Annotated in this window: 26 protein-coding genes; 14 read left to right on the forward strand and 12 right to left on the reverse strand. The window is 29.9% G+C overall.

The window, feature by feature from the left end:
- Window positions 1-153: 153 nt before the first annotated feature.
- The 4 genes from ACESR5_RS09835 to ACESR5_RS09850 all read right to left on the reverse strand — a co-directional run bounded on the left by ACESR5_RS09835 (window position 154) and on the right by ACESR5_RS09850 (window position 3,414).
- Complete coding sequence (locus ACESR5_RS09835) at window positions 154-354, reverse strand: hypothetical protein (protein ID WP_087244157.1); 201 nt, start codon at window positions 352-354, stop codon at window positions 154-156.
- A gap of 185 nt (window positions 355-539) precedes the next feature.
- The gene (brxF, locus tag ACESR5_RS09840; protein WP_087244158.1) at window positions 540-968 is read right to left on the reverse strand and encodes a BREX-3 system P-loop-containing protein BrxF; all 429 of its coding nucleotides are present in this window, start codon (window positions 966-968) and stop codon (window positions 540-542) included.
- Between the two features lie 97 nt (window positions 969-1,065).
- A complete protein-coding gene (locus tag ACESR5_RS09845) occupies window positions 1,066-2,478 on the reverse strand; it encodes an ROK family protein (protein ID WP_373155373.1) in 1,413 nt (470 codons plus the stop codon).
- 120 nt (window positions 2,479-2,598) lie between these two features.
- Complete coding sequence (locus ACESR5_RS09850) at window positions 2,599-3,414, reverse strand: Cof-type HAD-IIB family hydrolase (RefSeq protein ID WP_373155376.1); 816 nt, start codon at window positions 3,412-3,414, stop codon at window positions 2,599-2,601.
- Between the two features lie 108 nt (window positions 3,415-3,522).
- On the opposite strand from ACESR5_RS09850, the gene ACESR5_RS09855 reads away from it, so the two are divergent.
- Window positions 3,523-4,017, forward strand: coding sequence for a hypothetical protein (locus ACESR5_RS09855; RefSeq protein ID WP_373155379.1), 495 nt, complete (start codon window positions 3,523-3,525; stop codon window positions 4,015-4,017).
- 17 nt (window positions 4,018-4,034) lie between these two features.
- On the opposite strand, the gene ACESR5_RS09860 is transcribed toward ACESR5_RS09855, so the two are convergent.
- The 6 genes from ACESR5_RS09860 to ACESR5_RS09885 all read right to left on the reverse strand — a co-directional run bounded on the left by ACESR5_RS09860 (window position 4,035) and on the right by ACESR5_RS09885 (window position 7,594).
- Window positions 4,035-5,063, reverse strand: a complete 1,029-nt coding sequence (locus ACESR5_RS09860) for a MerR family transcriptional regulator (protein ID WP_373155382.1) — start codon at window positions 5,061-5,063, stop codon at window positions 4,035-4,037.
- Window positions 5,064-5,207: 144 nt separating this feature from the next.
- Entirely contained in the window at window positions 5,208-5,597 is a 390-nt protein-coding gene (locus ACESR5_RS09865; RefSeq protein WP_087244162.1) for a phosphatase, read from the reverse strand.
- A 4-nt stretch (window positions 5,598-5,601) separates the two neighbouring features.
- A complete protein-coding gene (locus ACESR5_RS09870) occupies window positions 5,602-5,943 on the reverse strand; it encodes a thioredoxin family protein (RefSeq protein ID WP_373155384.1) in 342 nt (113 codons plus the stop codon).
- A 14-nt stretch (window positions 5,944-5,957) separates the two neighbouring features.
- Window positions 5,958-6,218: a hypothetical protein gene (locus ACESR5_RS09875; RefSeq protein ID WP_087244164.1), complete on the reverse strand. Its 261-nt coding sequence runs from the start codon at window positions 6,216-6,218 to the stop codon at window positions 5,958-5,960.
- An 11-nt stretch (window positions 6,219-6,229) separates the two neighbouring features.
- A complete protein-coding gene (locus ACESR5_RS09880; RefSeq protein WP_373155387.1) occupies window positions 6,230-7,234 on the reverse strand; it encodes a permease in 1,005 nt (334 codons plus the stop codon).
- An 84-nt stretch (window positions 7,235-7,318) separates the two neighbouring features.
- Window positions 7,319-7,594, reverse strand: a complete 276-nt coding sequence (locus tag ACESR5_RS09885; protein WP_087304882.1) for a helix-turn-helix transcriptional regulator — start codon at window positions 7,592-7,594, stop codon at window positions 7,319-7,321.
- 182 nt (window positions 7,595-7,776) lie between these two features.
- On the opposite strand from ACESR5_RS09885, the gene ACESR5_RS09890 reads away from it, so the two are divergent.
- From ACESR5_RS09890 to ACESR5_RS09910, 5 genes are all read left to right on the forward strand, one after another.
- The gene (locus ACESR5_RS09890; protein WP_087244167.1) at window positions 7,777-8,328 is read left to right on the forward strand and encodes a Sir2 family NAD-dependent protein deacetylase; all 552 of its coding nucleotides are present in this window, start codon (window positions 7,777-7,779) and stop codon (window positions 8,326-8,328) included.
- A 25-nt stretch (window positions 8,329-8,353) separates the two neighbouring features.
- Window positions 8,354-8,602 (forward strand): DUF3781 domain-containing protein, encoded by a 249-nt coding sequence (locus ACESR5_RS09895; protein ID WP_087304881.1) that lies wholly within the window; start codon window positions 8,354-8,356, stop codon window positions 8,600-8,602.
- 43 nt (window positions 8,603-8,645) lie between these two features.
- On the forward strand, window positions 8,646-8,897 hold the full coding sequence (locus tag ACESR5_RS09900) for a hypothetical protein (protein WP_373155393.1): 252 nt from the start codon (window positions 8,646-8,648) through the stop codon (window positions 8,895-8,897).
- Window positions 8,878-9,132 (forward strand): hypothetical protein, encoded by a 255-nt coding sequence (locus tag ACESR5_RS09905; protein WP_373155396.1) that lies wholly within the window; start codon window positions 8,878-8,880, stop codon window positions 9,130-9,132. The genes ACESR5_RS09900 and ACESR5_RS09905 overlap by 20 nt, the downstream gene beginning before the upstream one ends.
- Window positions 9,133-9,233: 101 nt before the next feature.
- On the forward strand, window positions 9,234-9,677 hold the full coding sequence (locus tag ACESR5_RS09910; RefSeq protein WP_087244170.1) for a GNAT family N-acetyltransferase: 444 nt from the start codon (window positions 9,234-9,236) through the stop codon (window positions 9,675-9,677).
- A gap of 156 nt (window positions 9,678-9,833) precedes the next feature.
- Here ACESR5_RS09910 and ACESR5_RS09915 read toward each other — a convergent pair whose 3' ends face one another.
- Window positions 9,834-10,205 (reverse strand): hypothetical protein, encoded by a 372-nt coding sequence (locus ACESR5_RS09915; protein ID WP_087244171.1) that lies wholly within the window; start codon window positions 10,203-10,205, stop codon window positions 9,834-9,836.
- A 107-nt stretch (window positions 10,206-10,312) separates the two neighbouring features.
- On the opposite strand from ACESR5_RS09915, the gene ACESR5_RS09920 reads away from it, so the two are divergent.
- The 6 genes from ACESR5_RS09920 to ACESR5_RS09945 all read left to right on the forward strand — a co-directional run bounded on the left by ACESR5_RS09920 (window position 10,313) and on the right by ACESR5_RS09945 (window position 14,063).
- Window positions 10,313-10,843: a DUF5662 family protein gene (locus tag ACESR5_RS09920; RefSeq protein ID WP_373155401.1), complete on the forward strand. Its 531-nt coding sequence runs from the start codon at window positions 10,313-10,315 to the stop codon at window positions 10,841-10,843.
- Between the two features lie 38 nt (window positions 10,844-10,881).
- On the forward strand, window positions 10,882-11,892 hold the full coding sequence (locus tag ACESR5_RS09925) for a D-alanyl-D-alanine carboxypeptidase family protein (RefSeq protein ID WP_373155404.1): 1,011 nt from the start codon (window positions 10,882-10,884) through the stop codon (window positions 11,890-11,892).
- Entirely contained in the window at window positions 11,885-12,454 is a 570-nt protein-coding gene (locus ACESR5_RS09930) for a hypothetical protein (protein WP_373155407.1), read from the forward strand. The genes ACESR5_RS09925 and ACESR5_RS09930 overlap by 8 nt, the downstream gene beginning before the upstream one ends.
- Entirely contained in the window at window positions 12,447-12,956 is a 510-nt protein-coding gene (locus ACESR5_RS09935; RefSeq protein WP_087297587.1) for a spore maturation protein B, read from the forward strand. Before ACESR5_RS09930 ends, ACESR5_RS09935 begins: the two co-directional genes overlap by 8 nt.
- A 42-nt stretch (window positions 12,957-12,998) precedes the next feature.
- Window positions 12,999-13,739: a pseudouridine synthase gene (locus tag ACESR5_RS09940; protein WP_087244176.1), complete on the forward strand. Its 741-nt coding sequence runs from the start codon at window positions 12,999-13,001 to the stop codon at window positions 13,737-13,739.
- A 108-nt stretch (window positions 13,740-13,847) separates the two neighbouring features.
- Window positions 13,848-14,063 carry a hypothetical protein gene (locus tag ACESR5_RS09945; RefSeq protein WP_087244177.1) on the forward strand — a complete coding sequence of 72 codons (216 nt, stop codon included), beginning with the start codon at window positions 13,848-13,850 and terminating at the stop codon, window positions 14,061-14,063.
- A gap of 15 nt (window positions 14,064-14,078) precedes the next feature.
- Here the strand turns inward: ACESR5_RS09945 and ACESR5_RS09950 are convergent, their stop codons facing one another.
- Window positions 14,079-14,261 (reverse strand): ferredoxin, encoded by a 183-nt coding sequence (locus tag ACESR5_RS09950; protein ID WP_087244178.1) that lies wholly within the window; start codon window positions 14,259-14,261, stop codon window positions 14,079-14,081.
- Between the two features lie 107 nt (window positions 14,262-14,368).
- Here ACESR5_RS09950 and ACESR5_RS09955 point away from each other — a divergent pair, with 107 nt between their 5' ends.
- Entirely contained in the window at window positions 14,369-15,070 is a 702-nt protein-coding gene (locus tag ACESR5_RS09955) for a hypothetical protein (RefSeq protein ID WP_143746774.1), read from the forward strand.
- Window positions 15,071-15,107: 37 nt separating this feature from the next.
- The gene (cmk, locus tag ACESR5_RS09960) at window positions 15,108-15,770 is read left to right on the forward strand and encodes a (d)CMP kinase (protein WP_087244179.1); all 663 of its coding nucleotides are present in this window, start codon (window positions 15,108-15,110) and stop codon (window positions 15,768-15,770) included.
- Window positions 15,771-15,778 lie beyond the last annotated feature (8 nt).

The raw sequence follows: 15,778 nt of genomic DNA on the forward strand, positions 1-15,778 counted from the left end.
TGTAACCTTGTCTAGATATGAGAAACTTGAGCAGTCCTGTAAGTCCCAATTTTGAATCTCTTGTAAAATATCTGGGAACTTTTCTAGCAATCTCAAAAATATCAGGATGAGACAAAAGAGCATCAAAATATTCAAATGTAGAATAGATAGACATTATTCTTCATCATCATACACAAGTCTAGGTTTCTTTTTCGCATACATGGCTTTAAGATAGGGAACCTGTTCTTCAGTAAGAAGACCAAAACTACGAATAGTGCGGTGCTTGATTTTATCACCATCACGATAAGACTCAACAAGAGAGCAGAAATAAGTGCCTTTTTTGCCTCTATTATTTTGAACAACCTTCACAAACATAAAACCACTCCTTTTCTATACTACAATTATATCATTAAATCGTTGAGATTTCACTAAATATGATATATCACTTCTATAATTACTTATGAATCTTAATAAACAAAAAAAGAAATCTGAATATGTCAGATTTCTAATTTAAATTTGTCGTTAAATTGACGACATTGAGCAGTAAATTCTGCTTCTTTTTAGCATAAGATATATTTAAAATCGTTATTATCAGTTGAATAAATAAGATCTTCTGAAGTGTCATTACGAAAATGGAAGAGCTGTCCATCTTCAATTTTTCCATTCCATGTTGCAACAACAATAATATCTTTTGATAATTCTTTAAGGAAAGCTAATAAATCAATTTGACTGTTTTTTGCATAAAGAATTTTTTTATTATCTAACAATAAAACTTTTTGGTGATAAGTTGTTAAAAAGTTTTTCATCTCAGGTAGAAGTTTTTCACTTGGTGTATGATAGAAAATCTTATCAAGATCAAGAATAGGAATACCTGTTTCTTCACTATATTGACGAATGACTTTTGATTTTCCACTTCCAGGCTGTCCAATGATTAGTAAAAGTTTGTACTCTGCATGACTGATGTCTTCTATTTTTTTATTCAAATCCATTGCTATAATCTCCTTTTCTGTTTTTATTTGTTAAGAATATTATAGCATTTTCTGTAAGCGTTTTCTATGTATATCGTAAAAAAAGCTTTTTTATCTTTTATTTATATTCTTGTAAACATAATATTAATTGACCAATTAAAATATATTCTTGAATATTTTCTATTTTGATGATACGTGGTAGATACTTTTCAGGTATATATTGAGCAATCATCTTTTTTAACTCATCAACATCAGGAATAAGAGTGCAAGAAAGAATAATAGCTTCTGGTCCAATCACAGAAGATAAAGCTACAATTGTTTTAGATACAAGTTCTAAAGCGCCTTCAGGTGTCTTGGCAAGTGTTTGTGGTGGGGCAGAATAATTGAGTGGTAAGTATTGCACTTCTCCAGCAATATGCGCATGACCTTTAACAAGTTGTCCATTAACAATAATTCCTGCTCCTCCAAAATGATTATTTGGCTGAAATAAGAAAATCAGTGATGAAAATTGTTGTTGAGAAGCGTAATAACCGACTGCAGCAGTATTGACATCATTATCAATGACAATATGTTGATGGTAGCGCTCCTTGAGTAGCTGATACATGTTAAAATTATTTAATCCTATGATACTTGTAGAAGCGACAAAACCATTATTGATAATACCTGGTGTTGAAATGCCAATGATTTGAATACGTGGATATTGTAATAAGATTGTATCAATGACATCATAAATGTCTTCCATGCTGATTTTAAATTTAATAATTTCATTGCTGCTGATAATATGATTTTGTTCATCATAGAGATGATAGGCAATGTGAACACGTAAACTGTTTCTAAATAGAGACAAAACAAGAATCTTTGTATTTTGATGTGGAATGACTTGTAATGGTTTGATAGTTGATTCAGTTTTAGAATTATGAGGTAACTTTTGATGTTCTAAGGCATGTCTGACAAGTTGTAAAGTTTTGGCGACATCATATTTGGCAAAAACTTGTGGAGGTACTTTTAAGACAATTTTATCTTTTAAGATTTCCTGTACTTTTGCATGCATGAATGAGATTTGTGGAGCTAATAAAATCACATCATATTCATTGCCTACATTAAATAAATCAGTATATCCAATCGCTCTGACCTCATAATGATAATCTAAAATTTGAGCTGCTTCATTAAGCTTAGAAGCAAAATAAGACGTTGTTAAACCACCACTACAACTTAATAATATTTTGATTTTTGGTTTATCAACCAATTGTAGAATATTATTCATCATTTCATTAAAAAGTTCAGTAGCATGTTTCATAGTTTTCATTTGAAAATGAAGATAAAACTCAATATTTTGAGTCATTGTATTGGTAACACTTAATTCAATAATATTTAAGGGATTAAAAATAACTTGACTGAAACTATAATTGGTTTTAATATCTATGATATTTTCATTTTTATCATCAAGATAGATTTGACATTGACTTTGATCCTGAATTAAAATCCATTGCTTAAAAAGCATTGTGTGAATATCTCTTAAAAATTCATCCATAAAAAATCCCCCTTTATCTTTATTATAGAGGGAGAAATGGATAAAATCATATATTTTGCTAAAGTAGAAAATAATTTTTTAAAAAAAGTTCTATTTATCAATATTTTTGATAAAAAACTATCATAAATTGAAGAATGAATTGTTTTGTAAATAATAATCAATGACTTCTAAAACACCTTCATCATTAAATCCTGGTGCCATCCATTGAAAATCTTTTTTCATTTTTTCTTTTGCATTTGCCATCACATAGCCATATTTGACTGTTGATAACATCTCTCGATCATTGTCAGCATCACCAAAAGCCATAACTTCATCAGGTGAAATATGAAACTCTTTCATTAACAATTGAATTGCCATGCCTTTGCTGACAAAACGAGGAATAATATCAATACAGGCATGTCCGCTATCAACAATTCTAATATCTTGACTGGCAATTTGAGTCAAATCATGAATACGTTGAGTTGTATTTTGTTGAGGTAAGTAAAGCGCAAATTTCACAATAGGTTCTTTAATGAGTGAAAAGTTTTGAACTTTTTTCACATGAGGAAAATAGGGAAGAAACATTTGATAATAATGTTCAGGTAATGATTCTAATGTGTAAGATTGATTTTTTGTACATACCCAGCATAAAACATCAGGCATTGTTTGAAGTGTATCAATAATCAGTTGACTGTCCTGAGAGGATATATGTGCAAAATATAGCTCTTTACCTTCACTGATAATGTAACCTCCATTTTCAGCAATATAAGTTAATTCATTTTGAATATGAGGAAAACAGTTTTGAAGTTTCTTGTATGGATTACCACTTGCTACCACAAAGCGAATGCCTCTATCTTTTAATATTTGATAAATGTGATCAAAACGTTTTTGATTATAAGATGAATTTTCATCTAAAAACGTTCCATCCATATCTACCGCAATCATTTTTATAGCCATGAATTTATTCCCCTTTATTTGATATATAAGCATTATAACATAAAAAATTAAGAAAATATTAATAAATAGACATGAAAAATATGGATAATAAAAAGAGGAAGGATTGATATGAAAACAGTTATCATAAAACCCCATCATTTTATGGATATTTTTAAATTATATTGTACAGGAATTGAAGAATTTGTTCCTGACCAAAAGATGGGACATGATTTTTATGCTATTGCTAATGCTATTATAAAAAATCCTTATTTGCTTTGCCAACTGACAATAGAAGGGGATGATATATGTAAACCATGTCATTATTATCAAAAACATCAATGTCAGGATACTCTTTTTCATATTCAAGGTATTTCAAAAAAAGGACAATATAATCAATTGTTAGATCAAAGAATTATAGAACTGTATCAGCTTTATAATACCCAATATCAAGTGTTGGAATTATGCCAGATATTTTATCGTCATCATGAACTTATAGCGAAGGTATGGAAAGAGGAAGATGATCAGCAAGTGGAGAAACGTCGTGACTTTTTCGTAAAAGGTGTAGAAAAATACTTTTTTAAATACAAAGATGATGTCATGACAAAATATTTTGAAGATATATAAGAGTCAAAAAGATGCAATCATGTGCATCTTTTTTCTAAATATTCATAAATAGATAGATTTTTTTGTAAAAAGAACTGTTTTAAATTCTGTTCATCAATAATTTTAACATGATGATAATCTAATATCTCATAAACAGATTTTCTATCCTGCGATGTTTCCTGATATAAGGAACTATTTATTTGAAAATGATTCCCATCTCGCATATGAAATTGATAGATAATATTATAATATGTCACAGGTCCAAAACCAATGCCACCAATCTTTTTTTCAACATGGATTTTAACATTGCAAATATCTTTGTATAAATAATGTCTGGCTATTTCGTGGGTTGTGTTTTCTAATACTGCTTTTATACTCTTTGCCTTCATTTTATAGCTGTCAAATATATAGAAATCAACAATTCCAAATTCATAGTATTTTTCATGAAATAATATGAATATGAAAATAATTGTCAGGAGGATAACACTCAATAAATATAAACCCCAATGTATATGAGTCATTGTATGAGTATTGATAAAATATAAAAGAAAGCTCATAGTGATCAAAGTTGTAGAAATAAATATGAGTATTATTTCTTTTAGAAATTGAAAAGGGGTTGTTTTTCTTCCTAATGTGACAACAGGGTAGGGCTTTATAAATTCAGATGCTTTATGAATAATTGATTTAATTTCATCATGTGAATGAGCAGGCTGATTTTGAAATTCTCCATCAATAATTGCATCTAACAAGGGAATGTTTTTTTGATTTAAATGGAAACATTTCTGTTGAACTTCTTCTAGATTTTCAATCTTTGCTTGTAAAAATTTTAAATGTTTATTTAGTATATTTTGAAATTGATCTGGATTTAGAAGAATTGTTTGAATCATTTCTAGAGGAATATCTAAATCTCTTAAAAAATGTATTTTTCTTAATATATGGACATCTTCCTGTGTATAATTTCTATAACCATTTTCATCCCTTTTTGGCTTTAAAAAACCTAATTTTTCATAATAGCGTATTGTTTGAGAATTGATTTGTAATAATTTTTCGACTTCTTTGATTTTCATATGCATATCGTCCTTTCGTCTTTAAGCGTCTATGATTATATTTGAAAAGAGTTATATATGATCTCTTTTATTATAACATACACCTTTCAATAACTATAAGGTCAATATGATTTTATAAAAAAAGAGCTTATAAGCTCATTTTATTTAATAATTTAATTTTTTTATTTTCTTCTCTATTTCTTTGATGATTTTGATGAATTCATCATCACTTTTTCCAGTAGGGTCATCTAAATTCCAATTATCATCAAAACTTTTACCTACATATGGACAAGTAACGTTACATCCCATAGAAATAGCGATATCTACTTGAGGAATATCTTGGACTAATTTACTATATTGGTTCTGTTCCATATCAATTTGATACATGTCTTTTATAAGTCTGACAGCATCCTGATTAATTTGAGGTTTCAATTCTGTTCCACAAGAGTAAAAATCATATCTGTCACTCATAAACTTTTTTCCTAATGCTTCAGCAATTTGACTGCGACATGAATTATGAACACACACAAATGCAATTTTAAGTTTTCTTTCCATATATTTATTGACCTTTCATTTTTATTGATAAAATATGTTTGACTTCATCTACTGATAAAACTTTCCCAAAAGAAACAACTTCTCCATTCAATACTAATGCTGGTGTGGACATAACACCATAGGATGCAATTTGAGAAAAATCAGTGATATGTTCAATTGGTAAATTAAAATTGAATTCTGATAATGCTATTCTTACTGATTCCTTTAGTTTATCACATTTTTGACATCCTGAGCCTAAGATTTTTATTCCATCATCTTTTTTTAATTCTTCAGCTTTTTTAACACTTTCCTCATCAATCTGACTACAACAACATTCCTTTTTTTCTTTCTTTTTAAATAGATTCATATACATTCTCCTTTTCATCTTTCATAATCAAACTTTGATTCCACATTAAGAATATGTTCATTGTCTTTGCTTTTTCTAACTCTCATCCATTTTTTATCCAGATACTCATTCATATATTCAATAATTTCATCAATAGGATATTCCTTACCATCTTGTCGAAGTTCTAAGCCATTGCATGTACATGCTCCAATAGCATGAATGGAATATTCTATTCCTTTTTCTTTTAATAACTGATTGATATCGACGATCATATTAAAATGAACAACATTTGCCATATGCCTTCCTCCTAATACAGTAAAAATGAAAATATGTTAAACAAATAACCAACAATCATAATTCCTAGAGTACAGATTGCAATAAACAATGCTAGAAGTTTGGGTTTTACAGCCTTTTTTAGCATAATCAGTGAAGGTAAACTTAATGTTGTCACTGCCATCATAAAGGCTAATACTGTTCCAAGTAAAGCACCTTTAGCCAGTAAAGCTTCTGCAACTGGAATAGTTCCAAAAATGTCAGCATACATTGGAATTCCTACAATTGTTGCTAAAATAACTCCAAAAGGATTATTTCCACCTAATATTCCTTCTATCCATGATTCTGGAATCCAGTTATGAATAATGGCTCCAATTCCTACACCTATCAAAATATATGGAAAAACTTTTTTAAAGGTTTCTATAACCTGCTCCTTGGCATACTGAAGACGTTCTGTTTTACTTAGATCTGGTGAGCTAATATCTACATGACTAGATTTCATAATGAATGCTTCAACATATTTTTCCATATGCATTTTTTCAATAACTATTCCGCCAATAACAGCAATAATAAGCCCAACTATAACATAGGCGACTGCAATTTTGATTCCAAAGATACTCATCAATAAAACAAGACTTCCTAAATCAACCATAGGTGAAGAAATCAAAAATGAGAAAGTGACTCCTAATGGCAAGCCAGCACTTGTAAATCCAATAAATAGCGGTATAGATGAACATGAACAAAAAGGCGTTACTGTACCTAATAAAGCAGAAATGATATTTGCTTTTATACCAAGAAATCGACCTAGAATTTTCTTGCTTCTTTCTGGTGGAAAATAACTTTGAATATACGAAATCATAAAGATCAATACACATAACAATACTGTGATCTTTATAACATCATAAATAAAAAACTGAATACTGGCTCCAATATTGGAATTGATATCTATACCAACAGAAGTTAGCAATAAAGCAATCAATTCATTAAGCCAGTTCATTCCTAAAATTTGATTTTGAAAGAATAACCAAATTTCTTTCATAGTTCCTCCTTATATCGATATATTTCGATTTATATATTTGAATTTTTGCCACCCTAATGGTGGCTTTATAAAATGAAAAATCATTTACATGCAATAATTTTTTAAATACTGGATAACTTTTTCAATCCCATCACCTGATAAAGAATAATGTGACCACTTGCCATCCTTTCTTACATTCACAACCCTTGCATCTGTTAATATTTTCATATGGTGTGATAAAGTAGATTGACTTACATCAAGAATTTCTAAAAGTTTACATGCACAATGTTCTCCATCTTTTAAAATATTAAGAATTTTTAAACGATTAGGATCACAAAATGCTTTGAAAACTTTTGCTTCCTGTTCATAATCTTTATCCATATCATCACCTCATATCTATATTCTTCGATATGATATTAACATACATATCGATGATTGTCAATGTGATAAAAATAGAGAAGAAATGGCAAAATGTTGATTTTATATTTAATAAATGATTTATCAAATATTTTTATATAAAAACAAATGGAAATAGTATACAATATTTAAAGGAGATGATTTCTATGAAAATAATTGCATTTACAGGAGCAGGAATATCAAAACAATCCAATATTCCAACATTTATGGAAAGACCTGATATTAGAGAAAAATTATTTAGAGATTATGCAAATACGCATCATGAAGAATATAACGAAGTCATTAGACAACTGAAAGCCAATATGAATGGAGCGAAACCTAATGATGCCCATTATGCCTTAGCTCAGTATCATATTCCAGTCATTACCATGAATATTGATGGTTTACATAAACTTGCTGGCAGTGATGCTTTAGAAATGCATGGTGGTTTACCTGACGATGATGAAATGTCTATTGCCTGGTCATTATATAATAAACCTGTATTATATGGAGATCCTGCACCAAATTACCAAAAAGCTTATGAAATGGTATATGATTTAACACCAGATGATATCTTTTTGGTGATTGGGTGTTCTTATCATACAGCGATTGCGGTTGATTTAAGAGAAGTTGCGAAAAGTCGAGGGGCAAGAATTATTGAAATCCAGGAAGATGCTGCTCATAATGTCAGAAAAGTATTAGAAAAGCTTATGAAATAAGTAGGTATTGATGGAGAAAAAAGTGATGGAAGAGAAAAAAGTATTGCTTGATCATATTGATAAGATTCATACGACAGAATTAGGAATAGAAAGAATAAAAAGAAACTTAAAACTTGATACACAAGATGTTGTGGCGTACTGTCGAAATAAGATTTTAGACAAAAATTGTCATATTTATAAACGTGGTAAAAATTGGTATTGTGAGGTTGATCAAATCAAGATCACTATCAATTCATTGAGTTATACAATTATAACAGCACATAAAATGACATAAATAGTTATCAAATAAAAAATATGAAAGAATGGAGAATCTTTTAATGAAAAAGGATATTCAAAAATGTTTGGAAATATATAAAGAACAGTTAAATCAAGGATATATACAAACTGCTTATTTGACTTTGATTCCATATGTTGGACAATTAAAATCAAAATTTCCTAAAGATTATAATACAGGAAATATCTCATTTGGATATTTAGATTATACTTATTTTGCTTTTTTTAATCAGTATTTAAGAGATCAAAAACTAAGGTTTGGAATTGTATTAAATCATGAAAAACTTCAATTTTGAATTATGGTTAATGGGACAAAATGCAGATATTCAAAGAAAATACTGGAAAATATTACAGAAAACAAAATGGAATCATAATCAAAAAATAATGCCTGAATATCCCATTGTAGAAATTGTTTTAGAAACAAACATAGATTTTGAAAATCAGGGAAGCATGACGCATCATATTGTTGAGCGTTCAGTTTCTTTAGCATCACAAATACAAGAATATTTAAAACAAATCCATAATGAATAATATATAGTCAAATCATTGTTTTATTCACGAATGGTGTGGATTCAAAAATATTTTCATATAAGTTTAGAAGAATGAGCATCAAAATACAGAGGTGTGTTGATATGGAAATTAAAGAAATTAAGAAAAATAAAAAACAATTTCTTTCATTGTTGCTTTTGGCTGATGAACAGGAAGATATGATAGATCAGTATCTTGAACGTGGAACAATGTATGTATTAGATGATGATGGTATTCAATGTGAATGTGTTGTGACTGATGAAGGTCATGGAATTCTTGAAATCAAAAATATAGCAACTAAGCCAGAAGCACAGGGAAAAGGATATGGGCGTATTTTGATAGAATTTATTGTTGAAAAATATAAAGAAAAATATTCTGTTTTACAGGTTGGTACAGGAGATAGTCCTTTGACAATTCCTTTTTATGAAAAATGTGGTTTTATCCGTTCACATAGTATTCAAAATTTTTTTATAGACCATTATGACCATCCTATATATGAGCAGGGTATTCAATTGATAGATATGATCTATTTACAAAGAAAGCTATAAATAGATAAGATACAAAGGGTATGTAGAATATGTCGAAATGACATTATGAAAATTAATAAAGATTTGTGATAAATGATAAAAGTTGATTATAAGTTCAATTCTAAAAATAGAATAATGATGGTTTATAGTAAACTGTATAATAAAAAAATCAAGTCATTATAACTTGATTTTTTCGTATTGCAATAATTGTTCACGTGCTTTTGTGTAATGCTTTAATTGTATAACAATTTGTTTACGTGTTTGTGTCGTAATATATTCAGCACTCACTATCGCAAATATTAATGCTACAACCATAAAGATAGGTGTAGAATATAAGAAAAATGCACTATGTGTTAATAAATATAAAACAATCAAACATGCAACAATAGATAATGTTTTGATTAAAATACGAATGCTTAAAAAGCGAGCATACATATCATTTCTAATATTCTGATATGTATCTTGTAATAATGTAATAATTTCAGAGCATTTTTCAAGTGTTAATTCATAATCATTAATATTTGTACGAACATCAACTTTAATTGACATCTCTCAAACCTCCTCTTACACATCGCTTACATTATAGCACTGTTTGAAAAAAAATAAAGAGATTTACTTCAAATATAAAACATTGTATACTAAATACGGGTGATTCGATGAAAGCTTTAGGCCATTTCAAAACAATAACAAAACATAAATGGAAAGTCATGAAACTATGCTTTCGTATAGGTTTATATAAACAGGGTCTACTACATGATATGTCAAAATATTCATGGTGTGAATTTTCTACAGGAATCAAGTATTACCAAGGGGATAAGTCGCCAAATTCTGTAGAACGTTGTGACAAAGGTTATTCTTTAGCCTGGTTACATCACAAGGGAAGAAATAAACATCATTGGGAATTTTGGGTCGATTTTACACGCAATGGTTTGCAGCCTGCCAAAATGCCGACACGCTATGTTTTAGAAATGTTTTGTGATCGTATAGCAGCCAGTCAGACTTATCAAGGTGATAAATATCAAGATACATTTCCACTCGCTTATTATGAAAGGGGAAAATATTCTTATATTATGCACCCTGATACACGTGCTTTTTTAGAACATCTTTTACATTATCTTCATGATCATGGCTTAGATCAAACCATTGTATATATTCGTACACATCCAGAATGGAAGAAAAAATCATAACATGTATTCTTTTTCATATAGTATTTATAGGTGATACTATGAAAAAAATCATGTTTTTTTTGTGCTTTTTATTATGTATAGTCAATGTACATGCCGTTGATTTTCAAGGTCAATCATATATTGTGATGGAAAGTACTCAACACAATGTATTAGAAGGAAAAAATATTCATGAAGTCCAGAGTGTTGCTTCCATATCTAAGATTATGACAGCAATTGTTGCGATTGAAAATGGACAACTGGATGATGAATATGAGATTGGTGAAGAAGTTAATGAAGCATGGGGAAGTGGCATCTATATACATATAGGTGACCGCATTAATTTAAGAGATTTATTGCATGGTTTATTATTGAGAAGTGGAAATGATGCAGCTAATGTGATTGCAAAAAATGTTGGTGGAAGTATTGAACACTTTGTTGAAATGATGAATCAAAAGGCTCAGGAACTTCATATGACAGATACACATTTTTCTAATCCAACTGGTTTGGATGAAGAAGATGATGGAAATCAGTCCAGTGTTTATGATATGGCTTTGCTTATGTCTTATTGTAGTCAAAATCCTATTTTCAATGATATTGTCATGAAAGAAACTTATAAACGTGAAGATGGTGGGGGAACATGGCATAATAAAAATAGATTGCTGGAAGAATATGAGTATTGTGTTGGAGGAAAAACAGGATATACCAAAAAAGCAAAACGTACCTTAGTCACACGTGCAATTAAAGATGATGTTTCTTTAGTTATTGTGACGTTTAATTGTGGAAATGATTTTGAATTTCATCAAAAAAAGTATGAAGAATGTTTTCAAAAATATCAAAATGTACTGGTTTTATCTAAAGGAATCTATCAGTATCACGGTCATTCATTTCTCATTGATCAGAATCTTTATTATTGTGGACAGGAAAGTCAAAATGTATCCCTGCAATCACAGGGTGATATATTAAAAGTTTATGTAAATGAAAATCCCATTTATGAAGTCAATCAGCAAAATGCTTTACAAATGATTTTTCAATATGCATGGATGTTGTTCGGAGAATGCATGAATGGCTAGAATCTGGAAATGGAGCGTTGTTGTCTTTTTGTTGATTGGTTTATGTCGTCATCAGGAAGAAGCCATGATGACAGCTTTAATGGATACACCATTTATGGTATGGGATTTACTTTTAAATGTGTTACTGGCAGCTTGTTTGTGGGGTGGTTTTTTAAACATTATTCAAAAAACAGGATTCATGAATTATTTTTCAATTATTTTTAAACCATTGTTTCGTGTCATTTATGGACCAGTCATGAAACATGATGATGTTTATACTTATCTCTCTTCTAATGTGATTGCAAATCTTTTAGGTTTAGGAACACTTGCGACTTTGAGTGGTATTAAAGCTTTTCAAAAACTTCAGGAATACAATCCTCATCCACAACGTCCAAGTCGTGAGATGCTGACTTTAGTGATTATCAATACAGCAGGATTATGTTTATTTCCATCAACATTATTTATGATCAGAAAACAAATGGGCTCACAGGATATTTATGCATTTTATCCATATATGTTAGTTACTGGTATTACAATTATTATCATTGGATTGATTATACAAAGGGTGATTGATCATGAATAAGATTGTTTTTATTTTATTACTCTGTGTCTTTATTGATGGTTTAATCAAACATTATCCTTTATTTGATTTGTTTATTGAAGGGGTCAAAGACGCTTTGACATTATTTCAGACACTTTTTACAACATTAATGGCATTTATGGTTTTTGTACAATTACTTCAAAGTAGTGGAACTATTGAACTTTTGAGTCATCTTTTTCAGCCAGTGTTACAATTTTTACAGATTCCTATTGATATACTTGTACTCGGTTTGTTAAGACCTGTCAGTGCCAATGCTTCATTATCGTATCTCTATTCGTTTTATGAAATGTTTGGTGTTGATCATCCTTTAAGTTTACTAGCAACACTTATTCAAAGTGGCAGTGATACAACATTTTATGTTGTGACACTTTATTTTTCTTCTATTCATATGAAGAAAACCCGTTATGCTTTACCTGTAGGTTTAACGATGGATTTTTTGTCTGTCATATTTGCGATTATGATTTATTTAAAAATGTTTGTATAATTTGATAAACTATGTATAATGATAGGGAAAGGACGTGATACTGTGGAAAGACTACAAAAAGCAATTGCAGCGAGTGGATATACTTCAAGAAGAAAAGCTGAAGATCTTATTCGTCAAGGGAGAGTCGAAGTCAATGGTGAAGTCGTAAGTGAGTTGGGCTTTAAAGTCAAAAAAGGAGATTTGATCATGATTGACGGAAAGGCTCTTCAAAGTGAAAATAAAGTTTATTATGTATTTTATAAACCTAAGGGATGTATTTGTTCATTAAGTGATGAACTGGGAAGAAAAACGGTTATTGATTATTTGCCTGATGTGAAGGAACGTATTTATCCAGTGGGAAGATTGGATTATGATACATCTGGTTTATTGTTGATGACGAATGATGGAGAGTTTGCAAATTTAATGATGCATCCCTCATCACATTTAGAAAAGGTTTATGAAGTAAGTGTTAAAGGTTTGGTTAATGGTTTGACTGTTCGTCAATTAGAAAAAGGTATTTATCTTGAGGGAGTCAAGACTTTACCTTGTCGTATTAAGATTGTTGGTAAAGATGAAGAACATGGAACAACCATGTTAATGATTAAATTGATTGAAGGAAAGAATCGACAGGTTAAGAAAATGTTTGAAGCTGTTGATCATCCAGTTAAAAGATTACATCGTTTACGTGTGGGAACAGTTGATTTAAAAGGATTAAGACCAGGACAATATCGTATGTTAAAACCTCAAGAAGTGAAAGAATTAAAGACGATGGCATTATCTAAGAAAAATGCCAGAAATCGTTAAATAAAGGGATATCTTGCAAGAGATATCTTTTTTTGTCGTTATTTGTATGATGAAGTTTATTGAAGACTGATATGAAGTGATTATAATAGAAAGCAAGGAGGATGAAATATGCGTAGTGTTGTTTTAGAACCGGGAAAAACAAATGTTTGTGGTATCTGTGGGGCTAAAGAGCCTTTTATTGAATATAAAGAATTAGAAGGTATTCATTTTATATGGTGTAATAAATGTCATACAATTAGCTTTTTTAAACCACCACAAAATGAAATGAAAAAACATTTAATTGAAAACGAAATGAATTCTTATCCATTAAAAAAAGAGCCTTAAGCTCTTTTTTTTATCTTATTCATTAACAATTGCATCAACTGGGCAAGATGCTGCAGCTTCTTTTGCAGCTTCTTCTAATTCAGCTGGAACTTCACCTAGAATGTTTTCTGCTAAACCGTCAGCGTTTAAATCAAAAACTTCTGGACATACTGCTGTGCAAGAACCACAACCAATACAATTTTCATTAACTTTATACATTTTTATTACCTCCTATTCATACGCCTATTATATACTAAATAGAATTATTTTGAAAGTTTATTTTATAATTTTTTATAGTTATGTTATAATGAGGGCGGTGATGCGAAATGGAGAAACAAACAAGAATTAATAAATATAAAGAATTAAGAGATGAAATGAAAGAAGAGGTAGCAATTGATCGTCAGATGACATATGAACAGGATGATGAAGAAGATGATTTTTTAGCTTTTTTACCTCAAAATCAAAAGAAAGATATTCAGGATACATTAATGGAACCTTTATCATATGAAACATTAAAACCTGATAATGAAGAAATTAAATCTGCTTTAAATGAAGCAAAAGTGAATGTTGGTAAAGAACAATATAATACACGTTTAGATATTTTAAATAAAATTAAACAATCTGAGGAACATCAGCCTCAACATGCACAAACGTCTCAAACACAGGAAATAAAGGCTGAACCACAAAAGAAAATGTCTTTATTAGAAAAATTAGCTGCAATGTCGCCAGAAGAAGATGCCGAGGAGTTAAAGAAATATGAAGAAGGTTTGACTATTGCGGATTTTATGAAGGAAGATAAGAAAAAAACAAAACGTGAAAAAGTTGAAAAAACAAAACCAGAAAAAGTAGAAAAAACTAAACATAAAGAAGAAGTGAAAGTTAAAAAACAAAGAGAACAAATTGTAGAAGAAGATACAGAAGAAGAAAAAGATAGTAAATTAGTGACAATTTTAAATTATGTGATTATTGTTTTTATTGTGATCTTTATTGTTTTAGCATTCTTTATTGCTAAACAGTTGTTTTTTTAAAGAATTCAGTTGGTTTTGAAAAGTGAGGTTATAGAATATGACGAAAAGAATTTCAATTGCTATTGATGGTCCAGCTGCTGCTGGAAAGTCAACAATTGCCAAAATGGTAGCTAAGAATTTAAATTATACATATATTGATACTGGAGCTATGTATCGTTGTGTCGCTTATTATGCCTGGTTAAATCATATTGATTTCCATGATGAACAGGGTGTATCAGCACTTTTAAAGGATATAGATATTCAAATGTTTCCAGATGGAACGATTCAATTGAATCATGAAGATGTCACATCATCTATTCGTGAAAATGAAGTGTCAATGGGAGCAAGTATTGTTTCTCAATATGAAGCAGTCAGAACTTTTCTCGTTGATAAGCAGCGACAAATGGCTCAAGGTGGCGGTGTGATTTTGGATGGTAGAGATATTGGAACGGTTGTTTTAAAAGATGCTGAGTTAAAGATTTATCAGGTTGCCAGCATTGAATGTCGAGCATTACGTCGTCATAAAGAGAACTTGCAAAGAGGTCTTGAATCCAATTTAGAAGACATTCAAAAAGAGATTGCTTTAAGAGATGAACAAGATATGAACCGTCTTATTTCTCCTTTAAAAAAAGCTGATGATGCCATTGAAATTGATACATCAGACATGACATTGGAAGAAGTTGTTGCAAAAGTGATGCAACTTGTAGAACAGAGAGTATAGGGAGTGAA

Source organism: Clostridium sp. AUH-JLR23 (assembly GCF_964238065.1).
GTDB lineage: Bacteria > Bacillota_I > Bacilli_A > Erysipelotrichales > Coprobacillaceae > Allocoprobacillus > Allocoprobacillus merdigallinarum.

Excerpts from the sequence above, each read along its gene's own strand:
- ACESR5_RS09950 (WP_087244178.1), bottom strand. The coding sequence starts at position 14,261 with ATGTATAAAGTTAATGAAAATTGTATTGGTTGTGGTTCTTGCACAGCA.
- ACESR5_RS09895 (WP_087304881.1), top strand. The coding sequence starts at position 8,354 with ATGGAAGAGAAAAAAGTATTGCTTGATCATATTGATAAGATTCATACG.
- ACESR5_RS09955 (WP_143746774.1), top strand. The coding sequence starts at position 14,369 with ATGGAGAAACAAACAAGAATTAATAAATATAAAGAATTAAGAGATGAA.
- ACESR5_RS09910 (WP_087244170.1), top strand. The coding sequence starts at position 9,234 with ATGGAAATTAAAGAAATTAAGAAAAATAAAAAACAATTTCTTTCATTG.
- ACESR5_RS09870 (WP_373155384.1), bottom strand. The coding sequence starts at position 5,943 with ATGAATCTATTTAAAAAGAAAGAAAAAAAGGAATGTTGTTGTAGTCAG.
- ACESR5_RS09930 (WP_373155407.1), top strand. The coding sequence starts at position 11,885 with ATGGCTAGAATCTGGAAATGGAGCGTTGTTGTCTTTTTGTTGATTGGT.
- ACESR5_RS09850 (WP_373155376.1), bottom strand. The coding sequence starts at position 3,414 with ATGGCTATAAAAATGATTGCGGTAGATATGGATGGAACGTTTTTAGAT.
- ACESR5_RS09875 (WP_087244164.1), bottom strand. The coding sequence starts at position 6,218 with ATGGCAAATGTTGTTCATTTTAATATGATCGTCGATATCAATCAGTTA.
- cmk (WP_087244179.1), top strand. The coding sequence starts at position 15,108 with ATGACGAAAAGAATTTCAATTGCTATTGATGGTCCAGCTGCTGCTGGA.
- ACESR5_RS09865 (WP_087244162.1), bottom strand. The coding sequence starts at position 5,597 with ATGGAAAGAAAACTTAAAATTGCATTTGTGTGTGTTCATAATTCATGT.
- ACESR5_RS09945 (WP_087244177.1), top strand. The coding sequence starts at position 13,848 with ATGCGTAGTGTTGTTTTAGAACCGGGAAAAACAAATGTTTGTGGTATC.
- ACESR5_RS09920 (WP_373155401.1), top strand. The coding sequence starts at position 10,313 with ATGAAAGCTTTAGGCCATTTCAAAACAATAACAAAACATAAATGGAAA.
- ACESR5_RS09925 (WP_373155404.1), top strand. The coding sequence starts at position 10,882 with ATGAAAAAAATCATGTTTTTTTTGTGCTTTTTATTATGTATAGTCAAT.
- ACESR5_RS09885 (WP_087304882.1), bottom strand. The coding sequence starts at position 7,594 with ATGGATAAAGATTATGAACAGGAAGCAAAAGTTTTCAAAGCATTTTGT.
- ACESR5_RS09935 (WP_087297587.1), top strand. The coding sequence starts at position 12,447 with ATGAATAAGATTGTTTTTATTTTATTACTCTGTGTCTTTATTGATGGT.
- ACESR5_RS09915 (WP_087244171.1), bottom strand. The coding sequence starts at position 10,205 with ATGTCAATTAAAGTTGATGTTCGTACAAATATTAATGATTATGAATTA.
- ACESR5_RS09855 (WP_373155379.1), top strand. The coding sequence starts at position 3,523 with ATGAAAACAGTTATCATAAAACCCCATCATTTTATGGATATTTTTAAA.
- ACESR5_RS09900 (WP_373155393.1), top strand. The coding sequence starts at position 8,646 with ATGAAAAAGGATATTCAAAAATGTTTGGAAATATATAAAGAACAGTTA.
- ACESR5_RS09860 (WP_373155382.1), bottom strand. The coding sequence starts at position 5,063 with ATGAAAATCAAAGAAGTCGAAAAATTATTACAAATCAATTCTCAAACA.
- ACESR5_RS09835 (WP_087244157.1), bottom strand. The coding sequence starts at position 354 with ATGTTTGTGAAGGTTGTTCAAAATAATAGAGGCAAAAAAGGCACTTAT.
- brxF (WP_087244158.1), bottom strand. The coding sequence starts at position 968 with ATGGATTTGAATAAAAAAATAGAAGACATCAGTCATGCAGAGTACAAA.
- ACESR5_RS09890 (WP_087244167.1), top strand. The coding sequence starts at position 7,777 with ATGAAAATAATTGCATTTACAGGAGCAGGAATATCAAAACAATCCAAT.
- ACESR5_RS09905 (WP_373155396.1), top strand. The coding sequence starts at position 8,878 with ATGAAAAACTTCAATTTTGAATTATGGTTAATGGGACAAAATGCAGAT.
- ACESR5_RS09845 (WP_373155373.1), bottom strand. The coding sequence starts at position 2,478 with ATGGATGAATTTTTAAGAGATATTCACACAATGCTTTTTAAGCAATGG.
- ACESR5_RS09880 (WP_373155387.1), bottom strand. The coding sequence starts at position 7,234 with ATGAAAGAAATTTGGTTATTCTTTCAAAATCAAATTTTAGGAATGAAC.